Annotated in this window: 28 protein-coding genes; 13 read left to right on the top strand and 15 right to left on the bottom strand. The window is 65.4% G+C overall.

From position 1 onward, the window contains the following. Positions 1-17: 17 nt before the first annotated feature. Positions 18-977, top strand: coding sequence for a LysR family transcriptional regulator (locus KW845_RS21040; RefSeq protein WP_218371261.1), 960 nt, complete (start codon positions 18-20; stop codon positions 975-977). Here the strand turns inward: KW845_RS21040 and KW845_RS21035 are convergent. From KW845_RS21035 to KW845_RS21025, 3 genes are all read right to left on the bottom strand, one after another. Continuing rightward, on the bottom strand, positions 925-1,734 hold the full coding sequence (locus KW845_RS21035; RefSeq protein WP_218371260.1) for an aspartate/glutamate racemase family protein: 810 nt from the start codon (positions 1,732-1,734) through the stop codon (positions 925-927). The genes KW845_RS21040 and KW845_RS21035 overlap by 53 nt on opposite strands. A gap of 51 nt (positions 1,735-1,785) precedes the next feature. Further along, positions 1,786-2,754, bottom strand: a complete 969-nt coding sequence (locus tag KW845_RS21030; protein ID WP_218371259.1) for a tripartite tricarboxylate transporter substrate binding protein — start codon at positions 2,752-2,754, stop codon at positions 1,786-1,788. A 138-nt stretch (positions 2,755-2,892) separates the two neighbouring features. After that, positions 2,893-3,210 carry a copper-binding protein gene (locus tag KW845_RS21025; RefSeq protein ID WP_255592773.1) on the bottom strand — a complete coding sequence of 106 codons (318 nt, stop codon included), beginning with the start codon at positions 3,208-3,210 and terminating at the stop codon, positions 2,893-2,895. A 204-nt stretch (positions 3,211-3,414) separates the two neighbouring features. On the opposite strand from KW845_RS21025, the gene KW845_RS21020 reads away from it, so the two are divergent. Genes KW845_RS21020 through KW845_RS21005 form a run of 4 tightly spaced genes read left to right on the top strand, consistent with a single transcriptional unit; the run spans position 3,415 to position 7,490 of the window. Next, on the top strand, positions 3,415-4,395 hold the full coding sequence (locus KW845_RS21020; protein ID WP_218371258.1) for a tripartite tricarboxylate transporter substrate binding protein: 981 nt from the start codon (positions 3,415-3,417) through the stop codon (positions 4,393-4,395). A gap of 7 nt (positions 4,396-4,402) precedes the next feature. After that, complete coding sequence (locus tag KW845_RS21015) at positions 4,403-5,743, top strand: SRPBCC family protein (RefSeq protein WP_218371257.1); 1,341 nt, start codon at positions 4,403-4,405, stop codon at positions 5,741-5,743. Further along, positions 5,733-6,233, top strand: coding sequence for an aromatic-ring-hydroxylating dioxygenase subunit beta (locus tag KW845_RS21010; RefSeq protein WP_218371256.1), 501 nt, complete (start codon positions 5,733-5,735; stop codon positions 6,231-6,233). Before KW845_RS21015 ends, KW845_RS21010 begins: the two co-directional genes overlap by 11 nt. A gap of 21 nt (positions 6,234-6,254) precedes the next feature. Then, the gene (locus KW845_RS21005; RefSeq protein ID WP_218371255.1) at positions 6,255-7,490 is read left to right on the top strand and encodes an FAD-dependent monooxygenase; all 1,236 of its coding nucleotides are present in this window, start codon (positions 6,255-6,257) and stop codon (positions 7,488-7,490) included. On the opposite strand, the gene KW845_RS21000 is transcribed toward KW845_RS21005, so the two are convergent. Continuing rightward, positions 7,468-8,385: a LysR family transcriptional regulator gene (locus KW845_RS21000; protein ID WP_255592848.1), complete on the bottom strand. Its 918-nt coding sequence runs from the start codon at positions 8,383-8,385 to the stop codon at positions 7,468-7,470. The genes KW845_RS21005 and KW845_RS21000 overlap by 23 nt on opposite strands. A gap of 79 nt (positions 8,386-8,464) precedes the next feature. On the opposite strand from KW845_RS21000, the gene KW845_RS20995 reads away from it, so the two are divergent. The 5 genes from KW845_RS20995 (at position 8,465) to rfbC (ending at position 12,584) form a co-directional block, all read left to right on the top strand. Then, on the top strand, positions 8,465-9,430 hold the full coding sequence (locus KW845_RS20995; protein WP_218371253.1) for a PDR/VanB family oxidoreductase: 966 nt from the start codon (positions 8,465-8,467) through the stop codon (positions 9,428-9,430). 72 nt (positions 9,431-9,502) lie between these two features. After that, the gene (locus tag KW845_RS20990) at positions 9,503-10,063 is read left to right on the top strand and encodes a cob(I)yrinic acid a,c-diamide adenosyltransferase (protein WP_218371252.1); all 561 of its coding nucleotides are present in this window, start codon (positions 9,503-9,505) and stop codon (positions 10,061-10,063) included. 3 nt (positions 10,064-10,066) lie between these two features. Beyond that, positions 10,067-11,128: a dTDP-glucose 4,6-dehydratase gene (gene rfbB / locus KW845_RS20985; RefSeq protein ID WP_218371251.1), complete on the top strand. Its 1,062-nt coding sequence runs from the start codon at positions 10,067-10,069 to the stop codon at positions 11,126-11,128. After that, positions 11,125-12,042 (top strand): dTDP-4-dehydrorhamnose reductase, encoded by a 918-nt coding sequence (rfbD, locus tag KW845_RS20980; protein ID WP_218371250.1) that lies wholly within the window; start codon positions 11,125-11,127, stop codon positions 12,040-12,042. The genes rfbB and rfbD overlap by 4 nt, the downstream gene beginning before the upstream one ends. Next, positions 12,039-12,584, top strand: coding sequence for a dTDP-4-dehydrorhamnose 3,5-epimerase (rfbC, locus tag KW845_RS20975; RefSeq protein ID WP_218371249.1), 546 nt, complete (start codon positions 12,039-12,041; stop codon positions 12,582-12,584). The genes rfbD and rfbC overlap by 4 nt, the downstream gene beginning before the upstream one ends. A gap of 61 nt (positions 12,585-12,645) precedes the next feature. On the opposite strand, the gene lipA is transcribed toward rfbC, so the two are convergent. The 6 genes from lipA to KW845_RS20945 form a co-directional block, all read right to left on the bottom strand. Next, positions 12,646-13,644: a lipoyl synthase gene (lipA, locus tag KW845_RS20970; protein ID WP_218371248.1), complete on the bottom strand. Its 999-nt coding sequence runs from the start codon at positions 13,642-13,644 to the stop codon at positions 12,646-12,648. A 61-nt stretch (positions 13,645-13,705) separates the two neighbouring features. Beyond that, the gene (lipB, locus tag KW845_RS20965; RefSeq protein WP_218371247.1) at positions 13,706-14,347 is read right to left on the bottom strand and encodes a lipoyl(octanoyl) transferase LipB; all 642 of its coding nucleotides are present in this window, start codon (positions 14,345-14,347) and stop codon (positions 13,706-13,708) included. 22 nt (positions 14,348-14,369) lie between these two features. Beyond that, complete coding sequence (locus KW845_RS20960; RefSeq protein WP_218371246.1) at positions 14,370-14,645, bottom strand: YbeD family protein; 276 nt, start codon at positions 14,643-14,645, stop codon at positions 14,370-14,372. Between the two features lie 21 nt (positions 14,646-14,666). Continuing rightward, on the bottom strand, positions 14,667-15,533 hold the full coding sequence (locus KW845_RS20955) for a D-amino acid aminotransferase (protein WP_218371245.1): 867 nt from the start codon (positions 15,531-15,533) through the stop codon (positions 14,667-14,669). A 54-nt stretch (positions 15,534-15,587) separates the two neighbouring features. Next, positions 15,588-16,832 carry a D-alanyl-D-alanine carboxypeptidase family protein gene (locus tag KW845_RS20950; RefSeq protein WP_218371244.1) on the bottom strand — a complete coding sequence of 415 codons (1,245 nt, stop codon included), beginning with the start codon at positions 16,830-16,832 and terminating at the stop codon, positions 15,588-15,590. 160 nt (positions 16,833-16,992) lie between these two features. Beyond that, the gene (locus KW845_RS20945) at positions 16,993-17,646 is read right to left on the bottom strand and encodes an alpha/beta hydrolase (RefSeq protein ID WP_218371243.1); all 654 of its coding nucleotides are present in this window, start codon (positions 17,644-17,646) and stop codon (positions 16,993-16,995) included. Between the two features lie 92 nt (positions 17,647-17,738). On the opposite strand from KW845_RS20945, the gene KW845_RS20940 reads away from it, so the two are divergent. From KW845_RS20940 to KW845_RS20930, 3 genes are read left to right on the top strand one after another with little or no spacing between them, the layout of a single operon-like run. Beyond that, the gene (locus KW845_RS20940; protein ID WP_218371242.1) at positions 17,739-18,599 is read left to right on the top strand and encodes a biotin--[acetyl-CoA-carboxylase] ligase; all 861 of its coding nucleotides are present in this window, start codon (positions 17,739-17,741) and stop codon (positions 18,597-18,599) included. Further along, positions 18,596-19,399 (top strand): type III pantothenate kinase, encoded by an 804-nt coding sequence (locus tag KW845_RS20935; RefSeq protein WP_218371241.1) that lies wholly within the window; start codon positions 18,596-18,598, stop codon positions 19,397-19,399. The genes KW845_RS20940 and KW845_RS20935 overlap by 4 nt, the downstream gene beginning before the upstream one ends. A gap of 10 nt (positions 19,400-19,409) precedes the next feature. Beyond that, positions 19,410-19,562, top strand: a complete 153-nt coding sequence (locus tag KW845_RS20930; RefSeq protein ID WP_218371240.1) for a hypothetical protein — start codon at positions 19,410-19,412, stop codon at positions 19,560-19,562. A 14-nt stretch (positions 19,563-19,576) separates the two neighbouring features. On the opposite strand, the gene KW845_RS20925 is transcribed toward KW845_RS20930, so the two are convergent. From KW845_RS20925 to KW845_RS20905, 5 genes are all read right to left on the bottom strand, one after another. Further along, complete coding sequence (locus KW845_RS20925) at positions 19,577-20,872, bottom strand: 3-deoxy-D-manno-octulosonic acid transferase (RefSeq protein WP_218371239.1); 1,296 nt, start codon at positions 20,870-20,872, stop codon at positions 19,577-19,579. Between the two features lie 53 nt (positions 20,873-20,925). Continuing rightward, the gene (waaC, locus tag KW845_RS20920; RefSeq protein ID WP_218371238.1) at positions 20,926-21,960 is read right to left on the bottom strand and encodes a lipopolysaccharide heptosyltransferase I; all 1,035 of its coding nucleotides are present in this window, start codon (positions 21,958-21,960) and stop codon (positions 20,926-20,928) included. A 69-nt stretch (positions 21,961-22,029) separates the two neighbouring features. Next, the gene (locus KW845_RS20915) at positions 22,030-23,118 is read right to left on the bottom strand and encodes a glycosyltransferase family A protein (protein ID WP_218371237.1); all 1,089 of its coding nucleotides are present in this window, start codon (positions 23,116-23,118) and stop codon (positions 22,030-22,032) included. After that, the gene (gene glf / locus KW845_RS20910; protein WP_218371236.1) at positions 23,118-24,290 is read right to left on the bottom strand and encodes a UDP-galactopyranose mutase; all 1,173 of its coding nucleotides are present in this window, start codon (positions 24,288-24,290) and stop codon (positions 23,118-23,120) included. Before glf ends, KW845_RS20915 begins: the two co-directional genes overlap by 1 nt. Before the next feature lie 3 nt (positions 24,291-24,293). Continuing rightward, positions 24,294-25,478 carry a hypothetical protein gene (locus KW845_RS20905; RefSeq protein ID WP_218371235.1) on the bottom strand — a complete coding sequence of 395 codons (1,185 nt, stop codon included), beginning with the start codon at positions 25,476-25,478 and terminating at the stop codon, positions 24,294-24,296. Positions 25,479-25,523: the final 45 nt, after the last annotated feature.

Genomic DNA, 25,523 nt, shown 5'->3' with positions numbered 1-25,523 from the left:
CAATAACAAGAGGCCCCATGGACAAGCTTTGGGCAATGGAAGTGTTTGCGCGGGTGATGGAATGCGGCGGTTTCGCGCGCGCCGCCGAATCGCTGAACCTGGCCAATGCCACGGTCACCGCCAGTGTGCGCAACCTGGAAAAGCACCTGGGCGTGACGCTGATCCAACGCAATACGCGGCACCTGCGCCTGACCGAAGAAGGCCGCCTGTTCTTGCCGCGCTGCCTCGACATCTTGAACGCCGTGTCGCAGGCCGAGGCCGACGTCCAGGGTAGCGCCGCCGATATCTCGGGCCCGCTGCGCGTCGAGGCGCCCTTTGCCATCGGCCAAAGCCTGCTCGGCCCGGCGCTGGTCGAGCTGACGCGGCGGCACCCCGGCCTGGCGGTGTCATTGACCCTGACCAACGAGCCGCACAACCTGATCGAACGCGCCACCGACGTGGCCCTGCGCATGGACCGCGTCGAAGACGCGGACCTGGTCGGCCGCCCCATCTATGAAGCCCATTACGTGGTGTGCGGGGCGCCCGCCGTGGTGGCCGCCGCGCTGGCGGCCAGTCCTACCCCGCGCGAACTGATCCCGGCACGCTGCCTGGGCCTGCTGCAGGGCGCCCGCCAGGCGCCCAACCCGTGGATATTCACGCTGGGCAAAGACCAGGTCCTGGTGCCGCCCGAAGGCGTCCTGCATTTCAACAACACCGAATCGCTGATCCAGGCCGCGCTGCGCGGCGCCGGGCTGATCTACGTGCTGGACATCTTCGTGGCCGACCTGATCGACCAGGGCAAGCTGGCACGGCTGTATCCGGAATGGACGACAGCCGTGCGCACCTTCTACGCGGTCACGGTGAAAACGCGCTACACCGCACCCAAGGTGCGCACCTTCATCGACTTCCTGCTGGAAATCTTCGATGCGCGCCGGCGGCCGCCTGTCAGGACGATGATCCCGGTCGGTCCAGGCCGTAGAACGAAAAGACCTCGCTGACGCGGTCCAGGTCGGGCGGGGCATGGTAGAAGCCCTTGCGCGAGGCCCGGATGCCGCACAGGCGGCGCAAGTCGCCCAGGGCTTCGGCCTGCTTGATCCAACTGGCCAGCGAGTCCAGCACCGGCACGCCGTCGACCTCGGTCACGCCGTTCTTGGCCAGCAGCACGTTCATGGGCGCCTCGCCGGGAATGATCACATCGGCCCCCTGGGCGATCAGCCGCCGCGCCGCCGCGCGGAAGCGCTCGATCAGTTCAGACGGATCGTCGAACCCCTTGAGCACGTCCTGGAACGTGAAACCCACCGGCATGGCGCCGGCAAAGCGCGAGGCCAGGCCATGGCCATGCGCGTTGTCGGCGATCAGTTCATTGAGGTCGTCGATGAAAACCAGCACGCCGAACTTGCGGCCCAGCATGCAGGCGGTCAGCATGGCCGATTCGCCATAGCCCACCACCGGGATATCGACCATGCCGCGTATCTCGCGCAGGGCCGGCTCGGGCAGCGTGCTGATGGCGTAGACGTCGTAGCCCTTGCGCTGAGCCTGCACGGCCGCGGTCATGAATTGCAGCGCGTGCACGTACTGCAGCGATGCATGGCGGATATCCGTGCCCGGATAATTCGATCGGTATGTGCCCGGATGCATGCCGTGCAGGTCGATCTGCGTATCGGGCCGCGCCACGCGCGCAAAGTGCTGTTGCAGGGCCTGGTGGTAAGCCCCCAGGTCGTCCAGGACGGTAAAGCTTTGATGCCAGATTCGCATGATAGCCACGGTTAAGTTGAAAAGCCGGGTGCGGCCGCCAGGGCCGCAACCCTAGTCGATCTGCACGTTGGCGCGCTGGACCACCTCGGCCCACTTGGCGACTTCTTCCTTGAAGAACGCCGCGAACTCCGCCGGCGTCGAGCCCACCGGTTCGGCGCCCACCTTGCGCAAGGTTGCGCTCACTTCTGGGGTCTTGACGGCCTGCACGGCCGCTTCGCCCAGCTTGCTTACGATGTCGGGCGGGGTGCCGGCCGGCACGAACAGGCCGAACCACGAAGTGGCGTCGTAGTCCTTGACGCCCAGTTCGGCCAGCGTGGGAATATCGGGCGCCGCCGGCGAACGCTGCGCGCTGCTGACGGCCAGGGCGCGCAGCTTGCCGGTTTCGATCAGGGGCAGCGTGGTGATGATGTTGTCGAAGGTCAGCGGCACCTGGCCGCCCAGCACGTCAGCCATGGCCGGCGCCGCGCCGCGGTAGGGTACGTGCGACAGTTCGATGCCCGCGCGGGCGCTGAACAATTCCATGAACAAGTGCGAACCCGAACCATTGCCGGCAGTGGCGTAGTCGGGCGCGCGGCCCTTCTCGGCATGCTTGGCCGTGTCGATCAGGTCGGCCACCGAGTGAATGGGCGACTTGGGGTTGACCACCAGCAGGAAGGGCGCGGACGACAATTGGGATACGGGCGTCAGGTCGCGCACCGGATCGTAGGGCAGGCTCTTGTACAGGCTGCCGTTGATGGACAGGGAGATCGTGCCGAACAGCATGGTGTAGCCATCGGGCTTGGCCTTGGCCACCGCGTCCGAGGCAATGTTGCTGGCGGCGCCCGGCTTGTTCTCGACCACGACCGGCTGGCCCAGCAGGGCTTCCATCTTGGCCGCCACGGCGCGTGCCGCCACATCGGACGCGCCGCCGGCAGGAAAACCCACCAGCATGCGCAACGGTCGTTCGGGGTAACCGGCCGCTTGGGCGGTACCCGCCAGCGACAACAGCCCGGCCGCCAGCAAGGGTTTCCAGCTTTTCATGTCTCGCTCCTGTTTATTCTGGATATTGAATTGACAGGCGAGATTGTGCGCGCGTACCGGGTAATGGAACACCGCGCAAAGCCGAATAGGCTATTCGGTATTGTTGAATACTGGCGGGCAGCGGCCTGCCCGCCCGGGCTACTTGCTGATCTCGGTCACGACGTAGCGGCCGCTCTGTCGGGCGGCCGTGAAACGCACCTTGTCGCCGGGCTTGATACCGGCCAGCAAGGCCGGATCGGCCTGATACACCAGGGTCATGGCGGGCAGGTCCAGCGCCGAGATCTCGCCGTGCCTGATCGTGACCTTGCCCGCCGCCGCGTCCACCCGGCGCACTTCCCCACTGGCAGAGGCCGAGACGGCCGCTTCCTGGTTGGCGGACTGGGCCTGGGCGAGCGGTGCCGCCCAGACGGCCAGCATGCCAAAGGCCGCCAGGCCGAGACACATGCGACCTGCCATCTTGAACACCTTTCCCATCTGCATTGACTCCTGCGGTACGTATGGCTTGGACTCTCGCCCAAGACACAGGATAGCGCCTGCGCAAGGCTTCTTGCAGATGACTAACAAAATTTACTTGTTAATTAACTTTATATTCTTGTTTTACTTATTTATTGCCTGCGTTTCAAATATCCGCTCAAACGATAACAACCCCTGGAGACAATCATGATGTTCATTCGTCGCCTATTCGGCTGCGCAACCGTGCTGCTGGCCTGTGGTGTTGCGGGCGGCCCCGCGCAGGCGGCTGCTTACCCGGCAAAGCCCGTCACTATCGTTGTGCCCTTCGCGGCCGGCGGCCCCACCGATACCTCGGCCCGTGTCGTGGCCGAAGCCTTGGCAAAACGGCTGGGCACCCCGGTGGTGGTCGAGAACGTACCGGGCGCGGGCAGCGTGGTCGGCACCACCAAGGTGGCGAACGCCGCACCCGATGGCTACACCTTGCTGTGGGGCACGGCCAGTTCACTGGCGATCGCGCCCCACTTCAATCAAGCGGTCAAATACGACCCCAACACCTCGTTCGCCCCGATCAGCGAGATCACGGCGGCGCCGTTCGTGCTGGCCGTGACCTCGAAGTCGAAGATCAGCACGCTCGACGACCTGGTCAGCCAGGCCAAGGCAGCGCCTGAAAAGCTGAACTACGGGTCGACCGGTGCCGGCGGCAGCGCCCACATGATCAGCGAACTGTTCAATTCGCAGGCCGGCATCCGCACCGTGCACATTCCATACAACGGCGGCGCACCCATGATGCACGCGCTGCTGGCTGGCGACGTCGACTTCATCTTCGACACTCCAACAACCATTGTGCCCATGGTGCAGGGGCAGCGTGTCGTCCCGCTGGCGGTAACCAGCCTGGAACGCTGGCCTGCCCTGCCGCAGGTAAAGACCTTGGACGAACTCGGCCTGCAAGGCTTTGACGCAACGACCTGGTTCGGGCTGTTGGCCCCGCGCGGCACGCCAGACGAGCGCATCCGCATCCTGAACGAGAAAATCGTCGAAACCCTGCAAGACTCGTCTGTCGCCCGTACCCTGCAAGAAGCGGGCTTCTTCGTGCATTCATCCACGCCGCAGGCATTCGCCAAGAAAATCCGCGATGAAGGCGAACGCTGGGGCGACATCATCCGCACCGCCAATATCCGCATTCAATAGGCCAGCCATGACGCAGCATTCCGACCCCCGGCGCCTGGTGCAAGATCATGCGCCGCCCTCTTTCCTGGTGCACCGCGACATCTACCGCGACCCGGAAGTCTTCGAATGGGAAATGCGCTACTTGTTCGAAGGCACCTGGAACCTGATCGGCCTGGCTACGCAGGTACCCAGGCCCTACGACTTCATGACCACGCACATCGGGCGTTCGCCGGTCATCGTGACGCGCGACGGGCACGGCAAGCTGCATTGCCTGCTGAACAGTTGCCGCCACAAGGGCGCCATGGTGTGCCACCGGCGGCAAGGCAGCGCGAAGAATTTCGTCTGCCAGTATCACGGCTGGGCATACGACAGCGGCGGGCGCAACATTCTGATCAAAGACCACAAAGAAGGCGGCTATGCGGCCTGCTTCGATCAGCAAGACCACAACCTGCAGCCGGTGGCCCGCTTTGCCGAATACCGTGGCGTGCTGTTTGCCAGCCTGCATCCCGACGTGCCCGACCTGGAAACGTACCTGGGCGACCTGCGCACCATGATCGACCTGGTCGTCGACCAAAGCCCGCAAGGGGTGGAGTGCATTGCAGGCATGGGCAACTTCACTTTCGAGGGCAACTGGAAGCTGCAATTGGAAAACGGCGTGGACCCCTATCATTTCTCGTCCACCCATCCTTCCTATATCCATGCGCTGCAGAAGCGCGGCACCATGGGATCCGTGTATTCCACATTCCGCAGCAGCGCGCTGGAACGCGGCACCTTTGCGTTCGGGCACGGGCACAACGCTATGTGGGGCCCCGCGCCGACAGACAAGGCTACGCCGCTGAGCTTCGCACGCGAAGAACTCGAGCAGCGCGTAGGAGAAGTCCGGGCCCGGTGGATGACATATGTCCGCAATATCACCGCCTTTCCCAATGCTCAGTTTGCCGAGAACGCGTCGCTGCAACTGCGCATCTGGCGGCCGTTGTCGGTAGGCCGCACCGAGATGAAGACCTTCTGCCTGGCCCCTGTGGGCGAGCCCGCCCAGGCGCGCAGGCTGCGCATCCGGCAGTACGAGGAATTCTTCAACCCCACCGGGCTAGCCACGCCCGACGATATCGCCAATTACGAAGACTGCCAGCGCGGCATGGCGGCACGAACCATCGAATGGCAGCAGGGCCATGCGCGCGGCGCCCTGCACGCCAGCACCGACGTACCGCCGGCCGCGGCCGAACTCGGCGTCGCGCCGCAGTCGTCTGTGATCGGACCATTCAACCTGGGCGACGAGACCGTCATGCAGCACACCTACCGTTATTGGCGTGAGCAGATCACGCGCGGCCTGGCTCGGGATGGGAAGGAGCCCCGCCATGAATCTTGAACTCCGCCTGCAAGCCTGCGACCTGGTCTCGCGGGAAGCGCAATACCTGGACCAGCAACATTGGCAAGAGTGGCTGGCGCTGTACGCGGCAGACGCCGTGCTGTGGGTTCCCACCTGGAAAGACGAAACCGAGCTGACCTCGGATCCGATGACCGAGCTGTCGTTCATCTACCTGGAAGGCCGCGCCTTCCTGGAAGAGCGCGTACAGCGCGTGATCTCGGGACGGGCAATATCGTCGGTGCCGATCCCGCGCACCACGCATGTGGTCGGCGGTACCTTGGCCCATTCCGACGACGACGGCGCGACCGTAACGGTTGATTCGGCCTGGAGCAGCCATGTCTATTTGCACAAGGACGCGGGATTTGTTTCCTATGCCGGCCGCTACGAGCACATCCTGCGGTGGGATGGCAGCGGCTACCGCATCGCCAGGAAGAAAATCATTCTGACCAATGATTTCCTGGCCTCGAAACTGGACTTCTTCTATATCTAAGTTCGCAGGACTGGACACCTTATGAATTCGCCAAAAGTATTGATCTCGGGCGCCGGAATCGGTGGCCTGACCGCGGCGCTATGCCTGGTGCAACGGGGCTTCGATGTCACGGTATTGGAACAGGCGGCCGAACTGAAAGCCGTGGGCGCGGGCCTGCAGCTCAGCGCCAATGCGACCCGCGTGCTTGACGATCTGGGCCTGGGCCCCGCGCTGGCCGACGTTACGATAAAACCGGGCGGCAAGTATGTGCGGCTGTGGAACACCGGCCAGGAATGGCAGTTGTTCGACCTGGGCACGGAATCCCTGGTTCGCTACGGCCACTCCTACATGATGCTGTACCGGCCCGACTTGCATGGCATTCTGGCGCAAGCGCTGGAATCCCGCGCGCCCGGGTCATTGAAACTGGGCGCCAAAGTGGTGGACGTAGGCCAGGATGCACACGGCGTGCATGCCGTGCTGGCAGATGGCACCCGCCATGCGGCCGACGTTCTGGTAGGCGCCGACGGCGTGCACTCGGTGACCCGTGCCAGGCTCATCGCGGAAGACCATCCCCGGTTCTCAGGCTGCATCGCGTGGCGCGGCGTCATCCCGCTGCAAGCCCTGCCGGCCAGCATGCAGGGCACGGCGGGCGTGAACTGGGTTGGTCCCGGCGCGCATGTCATCCACTATCCCGTGCATGCGGGCAAGCTGGTCAGCTTCACCGGCATTGTCGAGAAAGACGGTTGGGGCCGCGAATCCTGGACCGAACAAGGCTCGACCGAAGAATGCCTGGATGACTTCAAGGGCTGGCATGCCGATGTGCAGGCATTGGTTCGGCAATTGCACGCCCCGCTGCGCTGGGCCATGATGGTGCGCGACCCGCTCGAGAACTGGACCAATGGCCGTGTCACCTTGCTGGGTGATGCCGCCCATCCTACCTTGCCGTTCCTGGCGCAAGGCGCGGGCATGGCGATCGAAGACGGCTGCGTGATCGCGCGTGCCCTGCAAGCCTATCGCGACGATCCGGCTTACGCCCTGCAGGCATACCAGGCCACCCGCCTCGAACGCACCACCCGCATCGTCAACGGCTCGGCCGCCAACACCAAGCGTTTTCACAATCCCGAGCTGGCGCATGCCAGCGGCGCAGCCGCGTATATAGAACGCGAGTGGGCCGAAGACAAGGTGCGCCAACGCTATGAGTGGCTGTTTTCGTACGAACCCGAGAACGTGCCTTTGGCCTCCCCGCGGGCGACGGCTACCGGGAGCACAGGCTCTTGATCACTTCGGCCAGCGTCGCCACGAAGGGCTGCACCATCTCGGGCAGTTGGTGCCCCTTCTTGGCGATCTGGTAGAACGGCAGCGGCGCAACCGGGTCGGTCATATAGGCCACGTCGAACGCTTCGGCCGGACATGATGGCAGCACCATGGAAGGCAGGATGGCCATGCCATGGCCCGCGGCCACCATGCCGATGATGGTCTGCATCGAATTGCAGACCGGACGCGGCTCGTTGGCGCGGCCGACTCTGGCCAGGTAGCTGTCCATGGCCTGCTGGATCAGCGTATCGGCCGGCAGGCCGATCAACTTGTGCGGCGGCAGGGCCGACCACGCAAGCTCGCCGCGCTGCCCGGCCTTGGCGATATCGCCGAGCATGCCGCGCGGCGCGATGCAGACCAACTGGAACGACAGCAATGACTGCACCTCGATGCCCGCAGCAGGCTTGAGAAAAATGCTGAATCCCACATCGACTTCGCCACGTTCGACCAACCCTTGTATCGCGGGCTGCGGCACATCGCGCATGCGCACTTCGACACCAGGGTCGCGGCCGGCGTGCACGCGGCAAACCAGGGGCATGAGGCTGGAAGCCACGATGGGCGTAACCGCCACGGTCAGGATGCGCCGTGCCGAAGCCGTCGTCGCCCGCACCATGGCGGCCGCCGCTTCCAGCTCGTTGACGATCCGTTCAGCCGCAGGCACCAGCCCCGTGCCTTCGCGCGTCAATGACACCGAGCGGGTGGTGCGGTCGAACAGGCGGCAGCCGAACTGGACTTCCAGGTCGCGCACCATGGCGCTCAGGCCAGCCTGCGTGATGTGCATCTGCTCGGCCGCGCGCGTGAAGCTGCCCAGGCGTGCCACCAGCAAGAAGCCCATCAATTGGCGCATCGATACATTCATGGCGTTCAAGGTTGATCCGACGCCCCGATTTTATTGGTTTACACGCCCATCCCGGCCGACCCCTGAACACGGACCCCTCATGACTTCCCCGCTTATCACTGTACGCCTGGACCGCAAAGTCACGGAAGCGCTCGATATCTGCACGTTCGAGCTGGTCGACGCACACGGCGCCGACCTGCCCGCCTTTACGGCGGGGGCCCACATAGACGTGCACGTGGGCGGCGTCGTACGTCAGTACTCGCTGTGCAACCCGCCGTCCGACCGGCACCGCTACCGTATAGCCGTGCTGCGCGAACCGCAGTCGCGCGGCGGATCGCGCGCCTTGCACGATACGGTGGCAGAAGGGGACATGTTGCGTATCAGCGCGCCGCGCAACCACTTTCCGCTGGCGCCGCAGGCTGGCCACTCGCTACTGCTGGCGGGCGGCATCGGCATCACGCCGCTATTGAGCATGATGGCGTACTTGGCCGGCCGTCGCGACTCATACACGCTGCATTACTGCACGCGCAGCCTGGCCCGTACTGCGTTCCGGCCATGGCTGCAGGCGCCCGGGCAGCGTGGCAGCGTGGTATTCCATTGCGACGAAGACCCCGCGCAGCGGTTGGACCTGGAACGGATCCTGGACACGGCGCCCGCCGATACGCACCTGTATGCCTGCGGGCCCGGCGGCTTCATGGCCCATGTGCTTGAGACCGCCCGCAGCCGGGATTGGCCCATCGATCGCCTGCACTACGAATACTTCTCGGCGTCGCCTGCCGCGGCCGCCACGTCCGCCGACCGGCCCTTCCAGATCCGCATCGCCAGCACGGGCGCCCAATACGATGTGGGTGCAGAAGAATCAGCCCTCGAAGCGTTGGTCCGCCATGGTGTCGATATCCCGATGTCGTGCGGACAAGGCATTTGCGGCACCTGCCTGACCGGCGTGCTGGCTGGCCAGCCTGAACACCGCGATCAGTGCCTGACGCCGGACGAACAGGCCCGCAACGACCGCTTCACCCCGTGCTGTTCGCGGGCGCTCAGTCCGCTGCTGGTGCTTGACCTGTAGCCCCCGCGCAGCTGGCGCTGGCACTACACTAGGGCTTTGTCATCACGCAACCACCAAGCCGAGGGCATCCGCATGGGCAACCGACTTTCCGTCGTGGCAACGCGCACCGGCGATGACGGCACCACTGGCCTGGGCGACGGCAGCCGCATCGGCAAAGACGCGCCGCGCATTGACGCGCTGGGCGAAGTCGACGAGCTGAACAGCGTCATCGGCCTGCTGCGCACCGAGACACTGCCGCAAACCGTACAAGCCGACCTGGGCACCATCCAGAACGACCTGTTCGACCTGGGCGCCGAGCTGTGCATCCCGGGCCACGCCGCCCTGGAAGCCAGCCAGTTGGCCTTCCTGGACCAGCGGCTGGCGTACTACAACGAGGCCCTGCCGCCGCTGCGGGAATTCATCCTGCCCGGCGGCTGCCGCGCCGCGGCCCTGGCCCACCTGGCACGCACCGTGGCGCGCCGGGCCGAACGCTCGGTGGTGGCGCTGGGCCGCAACGAAGACCTCAACGCGCCGGTACGGCAGTACCTGAACCGCTTGTCCGACCTGATGTTCGTGCTGGCCCGCCACCTGAACGGCGCGCAGGGCACGGGCGACGTCTTCTGGGCCAGCCGGCACTCGCGGGTACAGGCCTAGGACATGAGCATTCTCGTCACCGGCGGTGCCGGCTTCATCGGTTCGAACTTCGTGCTGGCCTGGCTGGGCCACACCGATGAGCCTGTCATCAACCTGGACAAGCTGACCTATGCCGGCCACGCCGGCAACCTGGACAGCCTGCAGGGCGATCCGCGCCATCAACTGGTGCACGGCGATATTGCCGACACCCGCCTGGTGGCCCGGCTGCTGCAGGCCCACCGGCCCCGCGCGGTGCTGAATTTCGCGGCCGAATCGCATGTGGATCGGGCCATTCGCGGGCCCGATGCCTTTATCCAGACCAATGTCACCGGCACGTTCCAGCTTCTGGAAGCCGTACGCCTCTATTGGCAGGCACTGGACGAACCGGCACGCAAGGGCTTTCGCTATGTGCAGATATCCACCGACGAGGTCTACGGCTCGCTCGATCCCCAGGCGCCGGCCTTCGCCGAAGGCGGCCCCTACCGGCCCAACAACCCGTATTCGGCCAGCAAGGCGGCCGGCGACCACCTGGTGCGCGCCTATCTGCACACGTACGGCCTGCCGGTACTGACCACGCATTGCCCCAACAACTACGGGCCGCGCCAGTTTCCCGAAAAGCTGATCCCGCTGCTGATCCACCAGGCCCTGGCGGGCAAGCCGCTGCCCCTGTACGGCGACGGCTCGCATGTGCGCGACTGGCTGTATGTAGACGACCACTGCGCCGGTGTGCGCCGTGTGCTGCAAGCCGGCGAGCCGGGCCAGGTCTATCACATCGGCGCCAGCCAGGAACGCAGCAATCTGCAGGTGGCCCAGGCGGTCTGCACGCTGCTGGACGCCTGGCGGCCCCGCAGCGACGGGCGCCCGCATGGCGACCTGATCACCTTCGTGCAAGACCGTCCCGGCCATGACCGACGCTATGCCATCGATGCCGGCAAGATCCGCCGGCAACTGGGCTGGCAACCGGAGCACGCCTTCGACGTCGGCCTGCACGCCACCGTGCAGTGGTACCTGGATCACCCGCAATGGGTGGCCAGCGTGGCTGGCGGCGCCTACCGCCACTGGCTGCAAACCCAATACGCGCCATGAAGATCCTGCTACTAGGGGCCACGGGTCAGATCGGCAATGCCTTGCGCCGTACCCTGCTGCCGCTGGGCAGCGTGGTGGCGCCGCCCCGCCCGCAAGCCGACCTGGCCGACCTGGGCGGCCTGCAGGCCCTGCTGCGGGCGCAGGCGCCCGACCTGATCGTGAACGCAGCAGCCTACACCGCGGTCGACCCGGCACAGGCCGACCCGGCCCCGGCGCGGCGCGTCAATGGCGAAGCCGTGGCGGTAATGGCCGCGCATGCGCACACCAGCGGCACGCTGCTGGTGCATTTCTCCACCGATTACGTGTTCGACGGCGCCAAGCCAGCTGCTTACCTGGAAACCGACGCCCCCAACCCCTTGAACGAATACGGCCGTTCGAAGCTGGCCGGCGAGCAGGCCATCCAGGCCAGCGGCTGCCGCGCCCTGGTCTTGCGCACAAGCTGGATCTACGCCGCGCACGGCCAGAATTTCGTCAAGACGGTATTGCAGTTGGCGCGGCAGCGCGACGAATTGCGCGTGGTGGCCGACCAGGTCGGCGCGCCGACCTCGGCCGAATTGGTGGCCGACGTCACCGCTCTGGCGCTGGCCGCGCACCGCCGGCAGGCCTTGCCCGACGGCCTGTACCACCTGAGCGCGGCCGGCAGCGCCACCTGGCATGAACTGGCCTGCCGAACCGTGCGGCGCGCCCGCCAGCAAGGCATGGCGCTGCGCCTGCTGCCCGAGCATATCCACGCCATCGCCACCGAAGACTATCCCCTGCCTGCGCCACGGCCGCACAACTCGCGGCTGGACACACGGCGCCTGTCGGATGCGCTGGGCCTGGTCCTGCCCGACTGGACCGTGCACCTGGACCGCACCATCGATTGCCTGGCCCGCTGCGCACCAGGCCGCCTGCCGAACGCACCAACACCATGAAAATCACGCCCCTGGCCATTCCCGAGGTCGTGCTGATCGAACCCGACGTCTTCAGCGACGCACGCGGCCATTTCTTCGAAAGCTACAACGCCGCGCGCCTGCAGGCCGCCCTGGGCCGGGCGCCAACCTTCGTGCAGGACAACCACTCGCGCTCCACGCGCCACGTCGTACGCGGCCTGCACTATCAGATCCAGCAACCGCAAGCCAAGCTGGTCCGCGCGATCGTGGGCGTGGTCTTCGACGTGGCCGTCGACCTGCGCCGCTCGTCGCCCACCTTCGGACAATGGGCCGGCGCCCTGCTGTCCGCCGAAAACAAGCGCCAGCTATGGATACCCGAAGGCTTCGCCCACGGCTTCATGGTGCTGTCGGACGTCGCCGAGACCCTGTACAAGATCACCGACTACTACGCCCCCGCGCACGAGCGCTGCCTGCGCTGGAACGACCCGGCCATCGCCATTGCATGGCCGGCAGCAACGAATGTGATCGTGTCAGAAAAAGACCAGCGCGGCCTGCCCTTGGCGGACGCAGAAACATACCCCTGACATCCCCGCGTCACCCGCAACGCCAGAAGAACCAGCAACGTCCCCCGCAAACCGCAGTCAGTCAGTTGACCCCAGCCGCATGTGCCTGCTCATCAGCGTGGTAAGACGACCGCACCATCGCCCCCACCGCCGCGTGCGAAAACCCCATGGCATAGGCTTCGCGCTCGAACATCGCAAAGATGTCCGGGTGCGCATAGCGCAGCACCGGCAGGTGATGCTCGGACGGCTGCAGATACTGGCCTATGGTCAGCATGTCGACGCCATGCGCGCGCATGTCCCGCATGACTTGCAGGATTTCGTCATCGGTTTCGCCCAGGCCCAGCATCAGGCCCGACTTGGTGGGCACTTCGGGGTGCAGTTGCTTGAACTCGGCCAGCAGCTTCAGCGAATGCGCATAGTCGGACCCCGGGCGCGCCTGCTTGTACAGGCGCGGCACGGTTTCCAGGTTGTGGTTCATGACGTCGGGCGGGCCGGCGTTCAGGATAGCCAGCGCGCGTTCCAGGCGACCGCGGAAATCGGGCACCAGGATTTCGATGCGCGTCGCGGGCGACAGCGTGCGGATGCGCGAGATGCAGTCCACGAAATGCGCGGCGCCCCCATCGCGCAGATCGTCGCGGTCGACCGAGGTAATGACCACGTACGACAGTTTCAGCGCGGCAATGGTGCGCGCCAGGTTCTCGGGTTCGTTGGTATCGAGGGGATCGGGGCGGCCGTGGCCCACGTCGCAAAACGGGCAGCGGCGAGTGCACTTGTCGCCCATGATCATGAAGGTGGCCGTGCCCTTGCCGAAGCATTCGCCGATGTTGGGGCACGAGGCCTCTTCACAGACGGTGTGCAGGTTGTGTTCACGCAGAATGCGCTTGATGTCGTAGAAGCGCGAACCCGGCGCGGCGGCCTTCACGCGGATCCACTCGGGTTTCTTCAGGCGTTCGGCCGGCACGATCTTGATGGGGATGCGTGCGGTCTTGGCCTGCGACTTTTGCTTCTGCGTGGCGTCGTAGGCAGTGGGCGCGGCAGCTTGCGAGTCGTTCGAGGAAAGCGTGGGCTCGAGCGTGGACATTCGTCACCTTCGTCATGACCATGCCCGGAAGACCGGGCGCGGTCCGAGAGAAAAGGCCATTTTAGCGCGTTGCGTGCGCCGGCTGCGGCATGGCGGCCAGCAGCCGCTCGGCCAGGCGCTGGCCCACCGGCGCCAGATCGTGCCGCGCACCGCATGCAGCCATGTCTACAGTAACCAGGCCCTCATAGCCGCAGGGGTTGATGCCCTGGAACGGCGACAGATCCATATCGACGTTCAGCGCCACCCCATGGTAGGCATAGCCGTTACGGATCTTGATGCCCAGCGCGGCGATCTTGGCCAGTTCGCCCGCCGGCCCCCGCGGCACGTACACGCCCGGCGCGCCGGGCTTGCGACAGGCGCCGGCGATGCCGAAATCGTCCAGCGTGCCGATGGCCGCGTCTTCCAGCAGGCGCACGTATTCGCGCACGAACAGGCCCGCGCGGCGCAGGTCGAACAGGGTATAGGCCACCACCTGCCCCGGGCCGTGATAAGTGACCTGGCCGCCGCGGTCGCACATCACCACGGGAATGGCGCCGGGGTTCAGCAGGTGTTCGGGTTTGCCGGCCTGGCCCAGCGTGTACACGGGCGCGTGCTCGCACAGCCAGACCTGATCGGGCGTGGCGGCGCCGCGCCCGGCCGTGAAGGCCCGCATGTCTTGCCATACCGGAGCGTAGTCGGCCGGCCGGGTCAGCCACTTGATCATGGCATGCGCCTGGCTGGCCGCCCTACAGGACGATGGACACCATGGGGTGCCCGTGCAACGCGCGATACAGGTTGTCGAGCTGCTCGCGCGAGGTGGCGCGCACGGTGAACGTCAGCCCCATGTAGTTGCCGCCCTTGCTGGGCCGCATCTCGACCGTGGCGGGATCGAAACCCGGGTCGAACTGCCGCACCACTTCGGTCAGGGTGTCGGCGAATTCGGGGTGCTGCTTGCCCATCACCTTGATGGGAAAGTCAGACGGGTATTCGATCAGCGATTCTTCGGGCGGGATAGGGTGCATAGGGCTTCGACCGCGTAGTGCCTACAGGGCGGCGATACGGGCATCATACCCCGCTCGCAGGCGTGCATAAACGGGGCCGGGCTTGCCGCTGCCCACGGGCTTGCCGTTGAACTTGGTGACCGGCAGCACTTCCTTGGTGGCCGAAGTCACCAGCAATTCATCGGCGGTGGCCACGTCTTCTTCGGTGAGGCGGCGTGCCTCGAACGCAATGCCGGCTTCGGCGGCCAGCTCGCTCATCAGGCCGTAGCGGATGCCTTCCAGGATCAGGTTGTTCTTGGGCGGGGCCAGCAGCTTGCCGCCCGACACCACCCAGATGTTGCTGGACGAGCCTTCGGTCAGGAAACCGTCGCGGAACTGCGCGACTTCATCGGTACCGGCCTCGACCGCCTTTTGCCGCGCCAGCACATTCCCCAGCAGCGACACCGACTTGATCTCGCAATGCAGCCAGCGTTCGTCCGGAATGCTGATCAGGCTCATGCCCTGCTCGCGCTGCGCAGCCGAAGGCGGGTTGAACACCGTGGCCATGCCAAACACCGTGGGCGTAATCTCTTGCGCGGGGAAGGCGTGGTCGCGCTTGTAGACCCCGCGGGTGACCTGCAGGTAGACGATGCAGGTGGGCGTGGCCGAACGGCTGGCCAATTGGCCAATAAGCGCGAGCCAGTCGGCGCGCGGCATGGGCTGGGGGATGCTGAGCGCCTTCAGGCTGCGATCCAGGCGGTCGAGGTGTTCGGCCATGCGGAACGGCTTGCCGTTGTAGACCGGCACGACTTCGTAGATGCCGTCGCCAAAAATGAAGCCCCGGTCCAGCACCGAGATCTTGGCCTGGTCGGCCCGCGTGAATTCACCGTTGAGATACACCTGGCTGTCGCCCGGCATGCCCGGAATCATGGATGGCTCCTGAATATGAAAAGGGCGGCGGTGCCGCCCGGATGAGGGGGTGCGTTATTGGAACTTGCGCTTGACCATGTCGACCAGGCGGCCGAAGAACCCGGCGCGCTCGACGTCGTCTTGCACCACCAGCGGTTCGGTGCGCAGCACCTTGCCGTCCAGCGTGAGCTGCAAGGTGCCGACTTGCTGGCCCTTGGTCAGCGGCGCCACCAGCGGATCGGTGCGCTGCGCCACCGGCTTGATCTCGCCGGACTTGCCGCGCGGCACGGTCAGCGACACCGGCTTGGGCGGACCCAGCTTGACGGTTTCGACCGTGCCTTCCCAGACGCGTACTTCCAGGCCGGGCTGGCTCTTGTCGTACAGCTTGACCGTATCGAAGTTCTGGAAGCTCCAGTTCAGCAGCTTCAGGCTTTCTTCGGCACGGGTGGCCTCGCTGTCGGCGCCGGCCAGCACGGTCAGCACGCGGCGGTCGCCGCGCAGCGCCGTGGATACCAGGCAGTAGCCGGCCGCATCGGTGTGGCCGGTTTTCATGCCGTCGACCGACGGGTCGGCCCACAGCAGGCGGTTGCGGTTGGGCTGCGTGATCTTGTTATAGGTGAATTCTTTTTGCTTGTAGTAGTGGTAGTAGTCGGGGTGATCGTTGATCAGCGCAGCCGACAATACCGCCAGGTCGGCCACGGTGGTGACGTGTTGCGGATCGGGCAGCCCGGTGGCGTTCATGAAGTGCGTGTGGGCCAGGCCCAGGCGCTCGGCCTCTTGGTTCATCAGCGCGGCGAAAGCCTGTTCGCTGCCGCCCACGGCCTCGGCCAGCGCCGCCGATGCGTCGTTGCCCGACTGCACGATCATGCCCTGGATGAGCTCATCGACCGTCACGGGCTTGCGCGGCTCGATGAACATGCGCGAACCGCCAGTGCGCCACGCATGCTCGGACACCGGTACCTGCTGGTCCAGGGTGATGCGCTTTTCTTTCAGCGCGTTGAACACCACGTAGGCGGTCATGATCTTGGTCAGCGAAGCCGGCTCGATCTGCATATCGGGGTTGGCCGCTGCCAGCACCTGGCCGCTGTTGACATCGATGGTGATCCAGGCGCGCGCCGCAATGGTGGGCGCCGGCACCGCCGACAGTTCCGACACCGGCGTCATGGCCGCCGCGGCAGGCGCGGCGCTGGCCGCTGGCGCCGCCGGCTGCTGTTGCGTCCAGGCTGGCGCGGATGCCGCCATCATCGCCGACAGCACGGCGCCGGCCAGCACGCGGCGGGAAAACGCAGCAGAAGACGGGAGGGTACGATTTTTTTTCATCGGCAAGAGAAATCCACGAACAAAGGCCGCCCACGCGGGCAAAAAGCTGCATCATTATAGGCAGGCCGATCAGACTGCGCCGCCGCGAAAACGTTCCAGGCCATCCCGGACCGGTAACGCGATGCTACCCGCGGCATGCGCGGCCCGGCCTCGACCAGCGCTAGTCCAGCGCCGCCTTCAGCCGCGCCTGCACCAGCGCGCGCAGCACCAACAGCTTGCCATGGAAGAAATGCGTGGCGCCCGGCACCACCACCACTGGCAAATCGCGCGGGCGGGCCCAGTCCAGCGTTTCGGACAAAGGCACCACGTCGTCTTGTTCGCCGTGCACCATCAGCGTGTCGGCCGGCACCTCGATCTCGTTCGCCTGGAAGCGCTGCACCGCCGCGCCCATCAGCATCAGCGCCACGGGCAACGCCGTGTCGCCCGCATCGGCCAGGCCCGCGTAGGTTTGCGCGGCCACGGCGGTGCCGAACGAGAAGCCCGCCAGCACCCAGGGTTCGGTCGCCAGTTCGGGATAGCGCTGGCGCACCTGCGCCACCAGCGCCAGCATGTCCTGGGTTTCGCCGCGGGCCTTGTCGAACTTGCCTTCAGACTTGCCCACGCCGCGGAAATCGGGGCGTACCGCCACCAGGCCGTGCTGCACGCAGGCACGCGAGATGGTGGTCACGACCTTGTTGTCGCGCGCGCCCCCTTGCAGCGAATGCGGGTGCAACACCAGCGCCCAGCCGCGCGGCGCGTCGGCGGGCCAGTCGATGGCGCAATCGATAATGCCGGCTTCGCCGGTAAAAGCCTGGGTTTCGGTGCGTGCGGGCATGACGGGCATAAAAGAAGAAAATGTCAGCCTGCATGTTACCAACCCCCCCGGGGCCGTGGCCCGCCACGGCACGGTGCCCTACAATCGCCGCCATGCTTACTGATGCCCGCCACACCGACCTGCCCGCGCCCGAGGCGCTGGCGCGCGAGCTGTCCGCGCGGCTGGACGGTTTCCAGGCCATCGCCTGGACGGCCAGCACCGGGTCCACCAACGCCGACCTGCTGGCGCGCGCGCGCGCGGGCGGAGGAACGTGGCTGCTGGGCACCCACCTGCAGCAAACTGGCCGCGGCCGGGCCGGACGCCCCTGGCAGAACCGCACCGGCGCGGCCTTGATGTTCTCGTGCGCCTATCCCGTGCGGATGCCGGCCAGCCGCCTGCCGGCGCTGTCGCCGCTGGCCGGGCTGGCCGCCTGCGAAGCGCTGCGCACCCTGGCCGGCGGCGCCGACGGGCTGTGCGTCAAGTGGCCCAACGACGTGCAATGGCACGACGCCAAGCTGGCCGGCGTGCTGGTGGAATCGACCCGCGACCCGGCCGTGCCCGGCGGCTACACCGTCGTCATCGGCATGGGCGTGAACCTGCGCGATGCCGCAACCCTGTCGCAAGCCCTGGGCCGTTCGGTGGCCGACTGGACCTGCGTGGTCGAACAAGCGGGCAGCGCCCCGGCCAGTGCCGCCGACATCGTCTGCGCCGTCGCCACTGCCTGGCGCAAGGCGGTACGCGAACTCGAAACCACGGGCTTTGCGCCCTTTCGCCCCCGCTTCGACGCGGTGGACGCGCTGGCCGGCCGCGCGATCAATGTCATCGACCAGGGCACCGTGCTGTTCAGCGGCACGGCCCAAGGCCTGGATGACCAGGGCCGCCTGTATGTGCAAACCGCCCAGGAACGGGTGCCCGTGTCGGTGGGCGAAGTCTCGATCCGGCCCGCGGCCGACTTGCCCGGGAACCAGCCATGATCCTGCTCATCGATTCCGGCAACAGCCGCCTGAAAGTGGGTTGGCTAGACGTGCGCGCCCCCGACCCGCGCGAACCCGGCGCCGTCGCCTTCGATAACCTCGACCCGAACGCCCTGGGCGACTGGCTGGGCACGCTGGCGCGCAAGCCCGTGCTGGCGCTGGGCGTGAACGTGGCGGGCGCCGAACGCGGCGATGGCATCCGCACCGCCCTGGCGCGGCACGGCTGCCCGGTGCACTGGATCACATCGCGCCTGCAATTGCTGGGGCTGCACAACCGCTATACGCAGTCCGCGCAACTGGGCGCCGACCGCCTGGTCTCGCTGCTGGGCGTGCGCAGCCGCCTGCCGCAGGCGCATCCGCCGTTCGTGCTGGCATCGTTCGGCACGGCCACCACCATCGATACCGTGGGGCCCGACGATGTTTTCATCGGCGGGCTGATCCTGCCCGGGCCGGCACTGATGCGCAGCTCGCTGGCGCGCGGCACCGCCAACCTGCCCTTGGCCGATGGCCCGGTGGCCGATTTCCCGGTCGATACTCACCAGGCCATCGCATCGGGCATCGCAGCCGCGCAGGCAGGCGCCGTAGTGCGCCAATGGCTGGCGGCCTGCCAGCGCTACGGACGCTCGACCGACATTTATGTGGCCGGCGGCGGCTGGCCCGAGGTACAACAGGAAACTGAACGCTTGCTGGCCCAGGCCGGCGGGTTGGCGGGCACCCCGCCCGTGCCCGCCTACCTCGACCGCCCCGTACTCGACGGCCTGGCGCTGCTGGCCGCACAACCCGATCCGCAATCCCTCTGAGCGTGCCGCGATGCGTGTGCTTTTCGTGCTGATCGTATTGGCCAACCTGTGGGTCTACGCCCTGGGCCAGGGCTGGCTGGGCGCCCGCCCCGACGACGCGGGGCGCGACAGCGCCGCATTCAAGCAGGAACTGAATGCCGACAAGGTGAAGATCCGGCCGTAACGGGGCGCAGGCCCCTACAGCCAGTCGTCGAGCGCCCGCAGCGTGCGCTCGGTGGCGCCGGCATGGGTGGCCGCCCACGCACGCGCGGCCTGGCCGATGGCCAGCCGGCGCTCGTCGTCATCGAGCAGGGCCAGCGCCGCATCCAGCGCCGCCGGCGCGTCGGGGGCGCGCAATACGGCGCCCGCCGCGATGGCGTCTTCAGCCGCCTGCTTGAAATTGAAAGTATGGGGCCCCACCACCACCGGCACGCCTGCCGCGCAGGCCTCGATCAGGTTCTGCCCGCCCAGCGGTACGAAGCTGCCCGCCACGATGGCCACATCGGCGGCGGCGTAGTAGAACGCCATCTCGCCCAGCGTGTCGCCCAGCACCACATCGACGGCGCCATCCACCGGCGGCAAGGCATCGGCGCGCGCCGCCGCCTGGGAGCGCCGCAGGCACGACAGCCCCGCGTCGCGCAATTGCGCCGCCGCGTCGTCGAAACGTTGCGGATGGCGCGGGATCAGCACATACAGCACCGGCCGGCCACCGCCGGCACGGACGCGCATGGCCTGCGCGAACAGGGCGTCTTCGCCCTCACGCGTGCTGGCCACGGCCACCACCGGCCGTCCCAGCGCCTGTCGCCAGGCCTTGCCGGCCTGTACTTGCCCAGCGGGCAAGGCCAGGTCGAACTTGAGATTGCCGGTGACTTGCACGCGACGTGCGCCGGCCTGTTCCAGGCGCCTGGCGTCTTCGGGCGTCTGCGCCAGCACGGCGTCCAGGCCCGCCAGGGCGCCGCGCAGCGCCTCGCCCAGCCAGCCGGCCTGCCGCAACGAAGATGCCGAGAAACGCGCGCTGACCAAGGCCATGTGCACGCCCTGCTGGCGTGCCCGCGCCAGCAGGTTGGGCCATACCTCGCGCTCGATCAGCAGTCCGCAGCGCGGCGCATAGCGTTCCAGGAAGCCGCGCACGGCAGGGGGAAAATCGTAGGGCAGCCATGTCTGGCGCAATTGGCCGGCAGCGATGGCGGCCGGGAACAGCCGTGCGCCTTCGGCACGGCCCGTGGCGGTAGTGTGGGTCAGCAAGACCGGCAGGCCACGCTCGAGCAGCGCCTGGACCAGGGGCTGGGCAGCGCGGGTCTCGCCCAGGCTGACCGCATGCACCCACACTGGAGGCCGGGCGAAGGGCGCGGGTTCGGCCGGGTCGGGCCGCCCAAAGCGCGCCGCCGAGAAAATACCCCACCGGCCGCCGGCCCGCCGGGCGCGCCGGGCCATCCACAGCCACACCAGCGGGGCTGCCGCGTACAGGGCCAGGGTATAGGCGCCGCGCCGCATGTCAGCCGGCCGCCGCGCGGCACCGGAACACAGGAGCGGCGGGCGGCTGCATATCAGTAGGCCGCCAGGGCCTGGTCCACCGAGGCCAGCACGGCCTCGCGCGATGGAGGCGCGCCGCGATCGCCCAGGCTGGCGGTGAAATTCGAGCCGATCAGGGGGGTGCGCACCGGCGTGGACGCCCGGTAAATGCCCACCGTGGGCCGGCCCAGCGCGGCCGACAGATGGGTCAGGCCGCTGTCGAGCCCCACCATGATGCGCGCGCCCGCCAGTTGGCGGGCAATGGCGCTCAGGTCCATGCGCGGCAGCACCTGCACGCCGCCCAGCCCGGCCACCAGCGCCTGGGCTCGCTCGGCTTCCTGGGTATTGCCGGCCAGCAGGCGCAGCGTGCAGCCCGCCTCGCGCAGCCGGGCGAATACGGCACGCCAGTCGTCTTCGGGCCAAAGCTTGTCGTCGCGGCTGGCCGAGGGCATGATGACCGCATAGCCATGGTCGGTATTCAGGTGATGGTGCGGACGGGCGCATTCCTCAGAAACCGCGGCGCAGGCCCGGGCCTGCTCTTGCGCCAATTCCCGGGCCTGGCGCGCAAAGGCCTGCAAACCGAAGTCGGGCGGCCCGCTATAGGTATAGCCGAAGGCCAGCGCGGCCAGCTTGCGCTGGCGAATTACCGCCGGCTGCCAGAACTCGACCCGGTGGCGCTCTTGGTAGAACAGCGAGGCCAGCGGCTCGCGGGCCGAGCGCCAGTCCAGCCCATGGCGCACGCCACGCGTCTGCCGTACCAGCCAGGCTGATTTCATCAGGGCCTGCATATCCAGCACGACGTCATACTGCACGGCGCGCAGGCGCTCGGCCAGGGCACGCCGCTCGGCCTTCACGGGGGCCGACCACCAGGCCTTGCGCCAACGCCGATGGGCCACCTTGATGACCTCGTGCACGGCCGGGTGCCAACTGGGGATCTCGGCAAATGCCTCTTCCGCGACCCAATCGATGACCACACCGGGCACGTGGCGCGCGATATCGGAAATGGCCGGCAGCATATGCACCAGATCGCCGAGCGAGGAGGTGCGGACGATGAGAATGCGAGTAGGCATCAAAGCGGGGCAGTGCAATCAAAGCAGGAAATGTACAACACAACTTAGCTGGCCGCCCTGCTGGCGGCGTTACAGCATCGCCCCCAGACGGTTACGCAAGCGGCGCTTTACCGCCCTATAGGCGCGCAGCGGAAACTCCAGCACCCGCTCCACGCCGCGATCGATCTTGCCACAGACCCCCATCAGCTTCCAGAACACCACAATGGGGACATAGTTGAAAACCCGGGCAATCTTCACCGCGCGATGCACCTTGCGCCCGAAAATGTCCCAGGCGATGCCCGTCTTGAGCCAATCGGATCCGAAATTCTCGTCGGCTACCGCAAATATCTCGCGCAGCGCCTGCAAACGCGGGTATCCATGCAGCGTCTTGACACGCTGAATCCAGGCCACGCAATGCATGCCGACGTACCACATGAGCTGCCGGCGCTTGGCTTCGAACTGGCCTTTCTTGCGGTAGAAGGCCAGCATGTCCTGCAGCGCCGGGACGATATTCAGGATGCGCTTGTCCGTCTGCTGCATCGACTGCGTGGGCCGGGTGATGTCGTAGTTGTAGAGCTCTTTGTCTACGTAATAGATTTTCTTCGCCACCAGATAGCTCTTGGGCGTGAAATTGGCATCGGCAAAGAAAATACCCGGCAGCAGGCGCACGTCGGGGTCGGCAAAAATCGAGCGATGATAAATGCGGCCGCAGGGCGTGGCCCAGTTCCGGTACAACTGGTCGCGGTCTTCGGCGGATAGCTCGCGTTCGGACTCGAACGGCAGGGGCTTGAAAGGCTGGGTGCGATCGCTGAAGCAATAAAGCAAATTGCCGATCAGCAGGTCGGCCTCTGTCGCCTGCGCCTTGTCGTACATGAATTCGATGGCGTCCGGATCGAGAAAATCGTCTCCGTCGACAATGATGATGTACTCGCCAGCCGCGCGGTCTATGCCATAGTTGCAGGCGGCTCCATGCCCGCCGTTGGGCTTGATGAAGGACTTGAAAATGCCTGGATACTGGGCCACATACTCGTCGATAATCAACTGGCTATCATCGGTCCCGCCATCATTGATGACCAGTACTTCAATATCCTGGCAAGTCTGCCGGGCCAAAGAGGCCAGGCAGCGTTCGATGTAGAACTCCAGGTTGAAGACTGGTACGACTACGCTGACCTTCGGCATTAGTTCGGTCCGCCCGCAAGTTCTTTTTCGTATACGTCCAAAGCCCGCTCGATGATGTTGTTCATATCGTAATAGCGGTATTCGGCCAGCCGGCCAACCAATTTCAGTTGCTTGTATGACTCCGCCGCTGCCAGATATTTTGCATACAGCTCGGCGTTGCTGTCTTTAGGAATTGGATAATAGGGAATGCTCTTGGCAGGCACTCGTCGATCGTACTCCTGCGGGTATTCCTTCATGATGGTCGTCTTGGCCGGCTTGGCCTCCATCATGTGCTTGTACTCGGTAATGCGCGTATAGGCCTGGGTATTGGGATAATTCACCGTGGCGGTCGGCTGGTAGTACTCCATCGCGTGCGTTTCCAGGTCGAAGCGCAGCGAGCGGTAGGGCAATTCGCCATACCGGTACTCGAACAGCTCATCCAGCGCGCCGGTGTAGATCACCGTGCCGGCAAACGGATGCCCCTCGAACAGCACGGTCCCATCCGCCTGCAGGCTCAGCACCTGACTGGCCTTGGTACCAAGGCGCACCTCGATCAGAGGATGCGCCAGCATTTTCTCGAACATCGCCGTGTAGCCATCTTTAGGCAGCGCCTGGTGGCTTTCCTGAAAATAGCGATCGTCGTACGACAAGTGCACCGGCACCCGCGCGGTAATGGTTTCAAAGTCCAGATTCTCGGGCTTGTCTCCCCACTGCTTGGTCGTGTAGTTCAGGTAGATATTCTGGAAAATAAAGTCGCCCAGTTCGCTGATACGCGGATCGTCATGCTTGCGAAGCACCGACACGGGCACTTTGACGTCCATGCCAAACTGCCCAACCAACAATTCCTTCAGCTCGGCCGCCTGATCGGGCAGGAGTTTTTCGAGCGAGGTCAGGTTGAATGGCACGGGCACCAGTTGGCCCTGCACTTCGGCCAACACCCGGTGCTGGTAGGGATGCCAACCGGTAAATTGCGAAATATACGCAAGCACGCGCGGACTATTGGTGCGAAACAGATGGGGGCCATATTTGTGTACCCGCACGCCATGTTCGTCCTGGTAGTCGTACATGTTGCCGGCGACATGATCGCGCTGCTCGATCAACAGTATCCGGCGCCCTTGCTGGGAAGCCAGGCGCTCAGCCAATATCGAACCGGCGAAGCCTGTGCCCACGATGATGATGTCGTAATTGCTCATATCTCAAACCTTGATTGCCGACCGGATCGCGCTTTCCATCAATGGCGCGATATTGTCGACGGTGTACTCGTTGTAAACCGAATAGTCGGGGGTAATCTTCTGATCTATGTATCGCTTCAATACATACGCAATGCGATCGATGCGGCCGTCGGCCACCAGGTTTCCCGCACGCGCCATGATCTCGGCGGTTGGTCCCTTAGGCATGGTGACTGACGCTATGGGGCGACGCGCGCCCATGTAGTCCGTCAATTTTCCGGGAAAGAAGGGATTGCAGTCCAGCCCGTCCTCTTCCTGTGAAAACAGACCGTCGATCAGCAACAGAGCGTCTGCCTCGCACATCAAGCGCAGGCTTTCTGCGTAGGACACTGGTTTTTCAAACCGCACGTGGCTGGGATTGCGCATCGCAGCATGCTGATGCAGGTCTTGCTCGCCGGGCGACGCGCCGTAGAATCGGACTTCAAAACGACCGCGGTATTCCGGGTAAATTTCCAGCAGGCGATCCACGGCCCGCAGCACCGGGGTGGCCGTCCGCTTGATGTAGTACAGCATGCCCAAATGAGAAAAAACGAACTTGTCGTTACGATGCGTTGCCGTTGGCGGGTACATGCTCGGGTCAAAACAATGCGGGACAACAACAGATTTGTCGACCAGCGGTGCCAAGTCTCCGGTGAACATCAAGTCGCGCTGGTACGTATTATTGACAATCACCCGATCGGCCAAGCGTAGCGTATCTCGCTCGATAGTACGGTCCTCATCCGCAAGGGGAAATCCCTTGGTGACATAGGGATTGCGCACGAACAAATCACCGAAGTACACAATCCAGGGAATATTCGGGTGTAGTTTCTTGATTTCGGCCGCCGCGGCATGGCTGATTAATTCGTTGGAATGCGAGATGATGAAATCGTAGTTTTCTTCCGATCGCGCAAACGCGTCGAGCACACCCCGCACGAATCCCGCGCGCGCCGACTGGGTGCGAGGATTTGCGTGATCGACCTGCAGCTCGATGCGCTCGATATCGGTCGAGGCATATTTCAATACTTGATCATCGCGCCGTTCGCGCGCAGCCTGCACCACCGTATAAGACAGGTTCGTATCCTTGATGCGCTTGAAAAAATCCAGATCGGCAGAACCGATATAGGGCGCGAAGAACCACGAAACTGCGAAACCTTTGAGTTTTTTCATTTCCATCCCACATTCTTGCCAACCATGGCCTGCGGCATTGCGGCGCAGGCC

Source organism: Bordetella sp. BOR01 (assembly GCF_019218885.1).
Lineage (GTDB): Bacteria > Pseudomonadota > Gammaproteobacteria > Burkholderiales > Burkholderiaceae_B > Bordetella_A.
This window is presented reverse-complemented; position numbering and strand designations above follow the sequence as displayed.

Bases quoted from the DNA above. Each gene is read 5' to 3' on its own strand.
- KW845_RS21040 (WP_218371261.1), top strand. From the start codon at position 18: ATGGACAAGCTTTGGGCAATGGAAGTGTTTGCGCGGGTGATGGAATGC.
- KW845_RS21035 (WP_218371260.1), bottom strand. From the start codon at position 1,734: ATGCGAATCTGGCATCAAAGCTTTACCGTCCTGGACGACCTGGGGGCT.
- KW845_RS21030 (WP_218371259.1), bottom strand. From the start codon at position 2,754: ATGAAAAGCTGGAAACCCTTGCTGGCGGCCGGGCTGTTGTCGCTGGCG.
- KW845_RS21025 (WP_255592773.1), bottom strand. From the start codon at position 3,210: ATGGCAGGTCGCATGTGTCTCGGCCTGGCGGCCTTTGGCATGCTGGCC.
- KW845_RS21020 (WP_218371258.1), top strand. From the start codon at position 3,415: ATGATGTTCATTCGTCGCCTATTCGGCTGCGCAACCGTGCTGCTGGCC.
- KW845_RS21015 (WP_218371257.1), top strand. From the start codon at position 4,403: ATGACGCAGCATTCCGACCCCCGGCGCCTGGTGCAAGATCATGCGCCG.
- KW845_RS21010 (WP_218371256.1), top strand. From the start codon at position 5,733: ATGAATCTTGAACTCCGCCTGCAAGCCTGCGACCTGGTCTCGCGGGAA.
- KW845_RS21005 (WP_218371255.1), top strand. From the start codon at position 6,255: ATGAATTCGCCAAAAGTATTGATCTCGGGCGCCGGAATCGGTGGCCTG.
- KW845_RS21000 (WP_255592848.1), bottom strand. From the start codon at position 8,385: ATGAATGTATCGATGCGCCAATTGATGGGCTTCTTGCTGGTGGCACGC.
- KW845_RS20995 (WP_218371253.1), top strand. From the start codon at position 8,465: ATGACTTCCCCGCTTATCACTGTACGCCTGGACCGCAAAGTCACGGAA.
- KW845_RS20990 (WP_218371252.1), top strand. From the start codon at position 9,503: ATGGGCAACCGACTTTCCGTCGTGGCAACGCGCACCGGCGATGACGGC.
- rfbB (WP_218371251.1), top strand. From the start codon at position 10,067: ATGAGCATTCTCGTCACCGGCGGTGCCGGCTTCATCGGTTCGAACTTC.
- rfbD (WP_218371250.1), top strand. From the start codon at position 11,125: ATGAAGATCCTGCTACTAGGGGCCACGGGTCAGATCGGCAATGCCTTG.
- rfbC (WP_218371249.1), top strand. From the start codon at position 12,039: ATGAAAATCACGCCCCTGGCCATTCCCGAGGTCGTGCTGATCGAACCC.
- lipA (WP_218371248.1), bottom strand. From the start codon at position 13,644: ATGTCCACGCTCGAGCCCACGCTTTCCTCGAACGACTCGCAAGCTGCC.
- lipB (WP_218371247.1), bottom strand. From the start codon at position 14,347: ATGATCAAGTGGCTGACCCGGCCGGCCGACTACGCTCCGGTATGGCAA.
- KW845_RS20960 (WP_218371246.1), bottom strand. From the start codon at position 14,645: ATGCACCCTATCCCGCCCGAAGAATCGCTGATCGAATACCCGTCTGAC.
- KW845_RS20955 (WP_218371245.1), bottom strand. From the start codon at position 15,533: ATGATTCCGGGCATGCCGGGCGACAGCCAGGTGTATCTCAACGGTGAA.
- KW845_RS20950 (WP_218371244.1), bottom strand. From the start codon at position 16,832: ATGAAAAAAAATCGTACCCTCCCGTCTTCTGCTGCGTTTTCCCGCCGC.
- KW845_RS20945 (WP_218371243.1), bottom strand. From the start codon at position 17,646: ATGCCCGCACGCACCGAAACCCAGGCTTTTACCGGCGAAGCCGGCATT.
- KW845_RS20940 (WP_218371242.1), top strand. From the start codon at position 17,739: ATGCTTACTGATGCCCGCCACACCGACCTGCCCGCGCCCGAGGCGCTG.
- KW845_RS20935 (WP_218371241.1), top strand. From the start codon at position 18,596: ATGATCCTGCTCATCGATTCCGGCAACAGCCGCCTGAAAGTGGGTTGG.
- KW845_RS20930 (WP_218371240.1), top strand. From the start codon at position 19,410: ATGCGTGTGCTTTTCGTGCTGATCGTATTGGCCAACCTGTGGGTCTAC.
- KW845_RS20925 (WP_218371239.1), bottom strand. From the start codon at position 20,872: ATGCGGCGCGGCGCCTATACCCTGGCCCTGTACGCGGCAGCCCCGCTG.
- waaC (WP_218371238.1), bottom strand. From the start codon at position 21,960: ATGCCTACTCGCATTCTCATCGTCCGCACCTCCTCGCTCGGCGATCTG.
- KW845_RS20915 (WP_218371237.1), bottom strand. From the start codon at position 23,118: ATGCCGAAGGTCAGCGTAGTCGTACCAGTCTTCAACCTGGAGTTCTAC.
- glf (WP_218371236.1), bottom strand. From the start codon at position 24,290: ATGAGCAATTACGACATCATCATCGTGGGCACAGGCTTCGCCGGTTCG.
- KW845_RS20905 (WP_218371235.1), bottom strand. From the start codon at position 25,478: ATGGAAATGAAAAAACTCAAAGGTTTCGCAGTTTCGTGGTTCTTCGCG.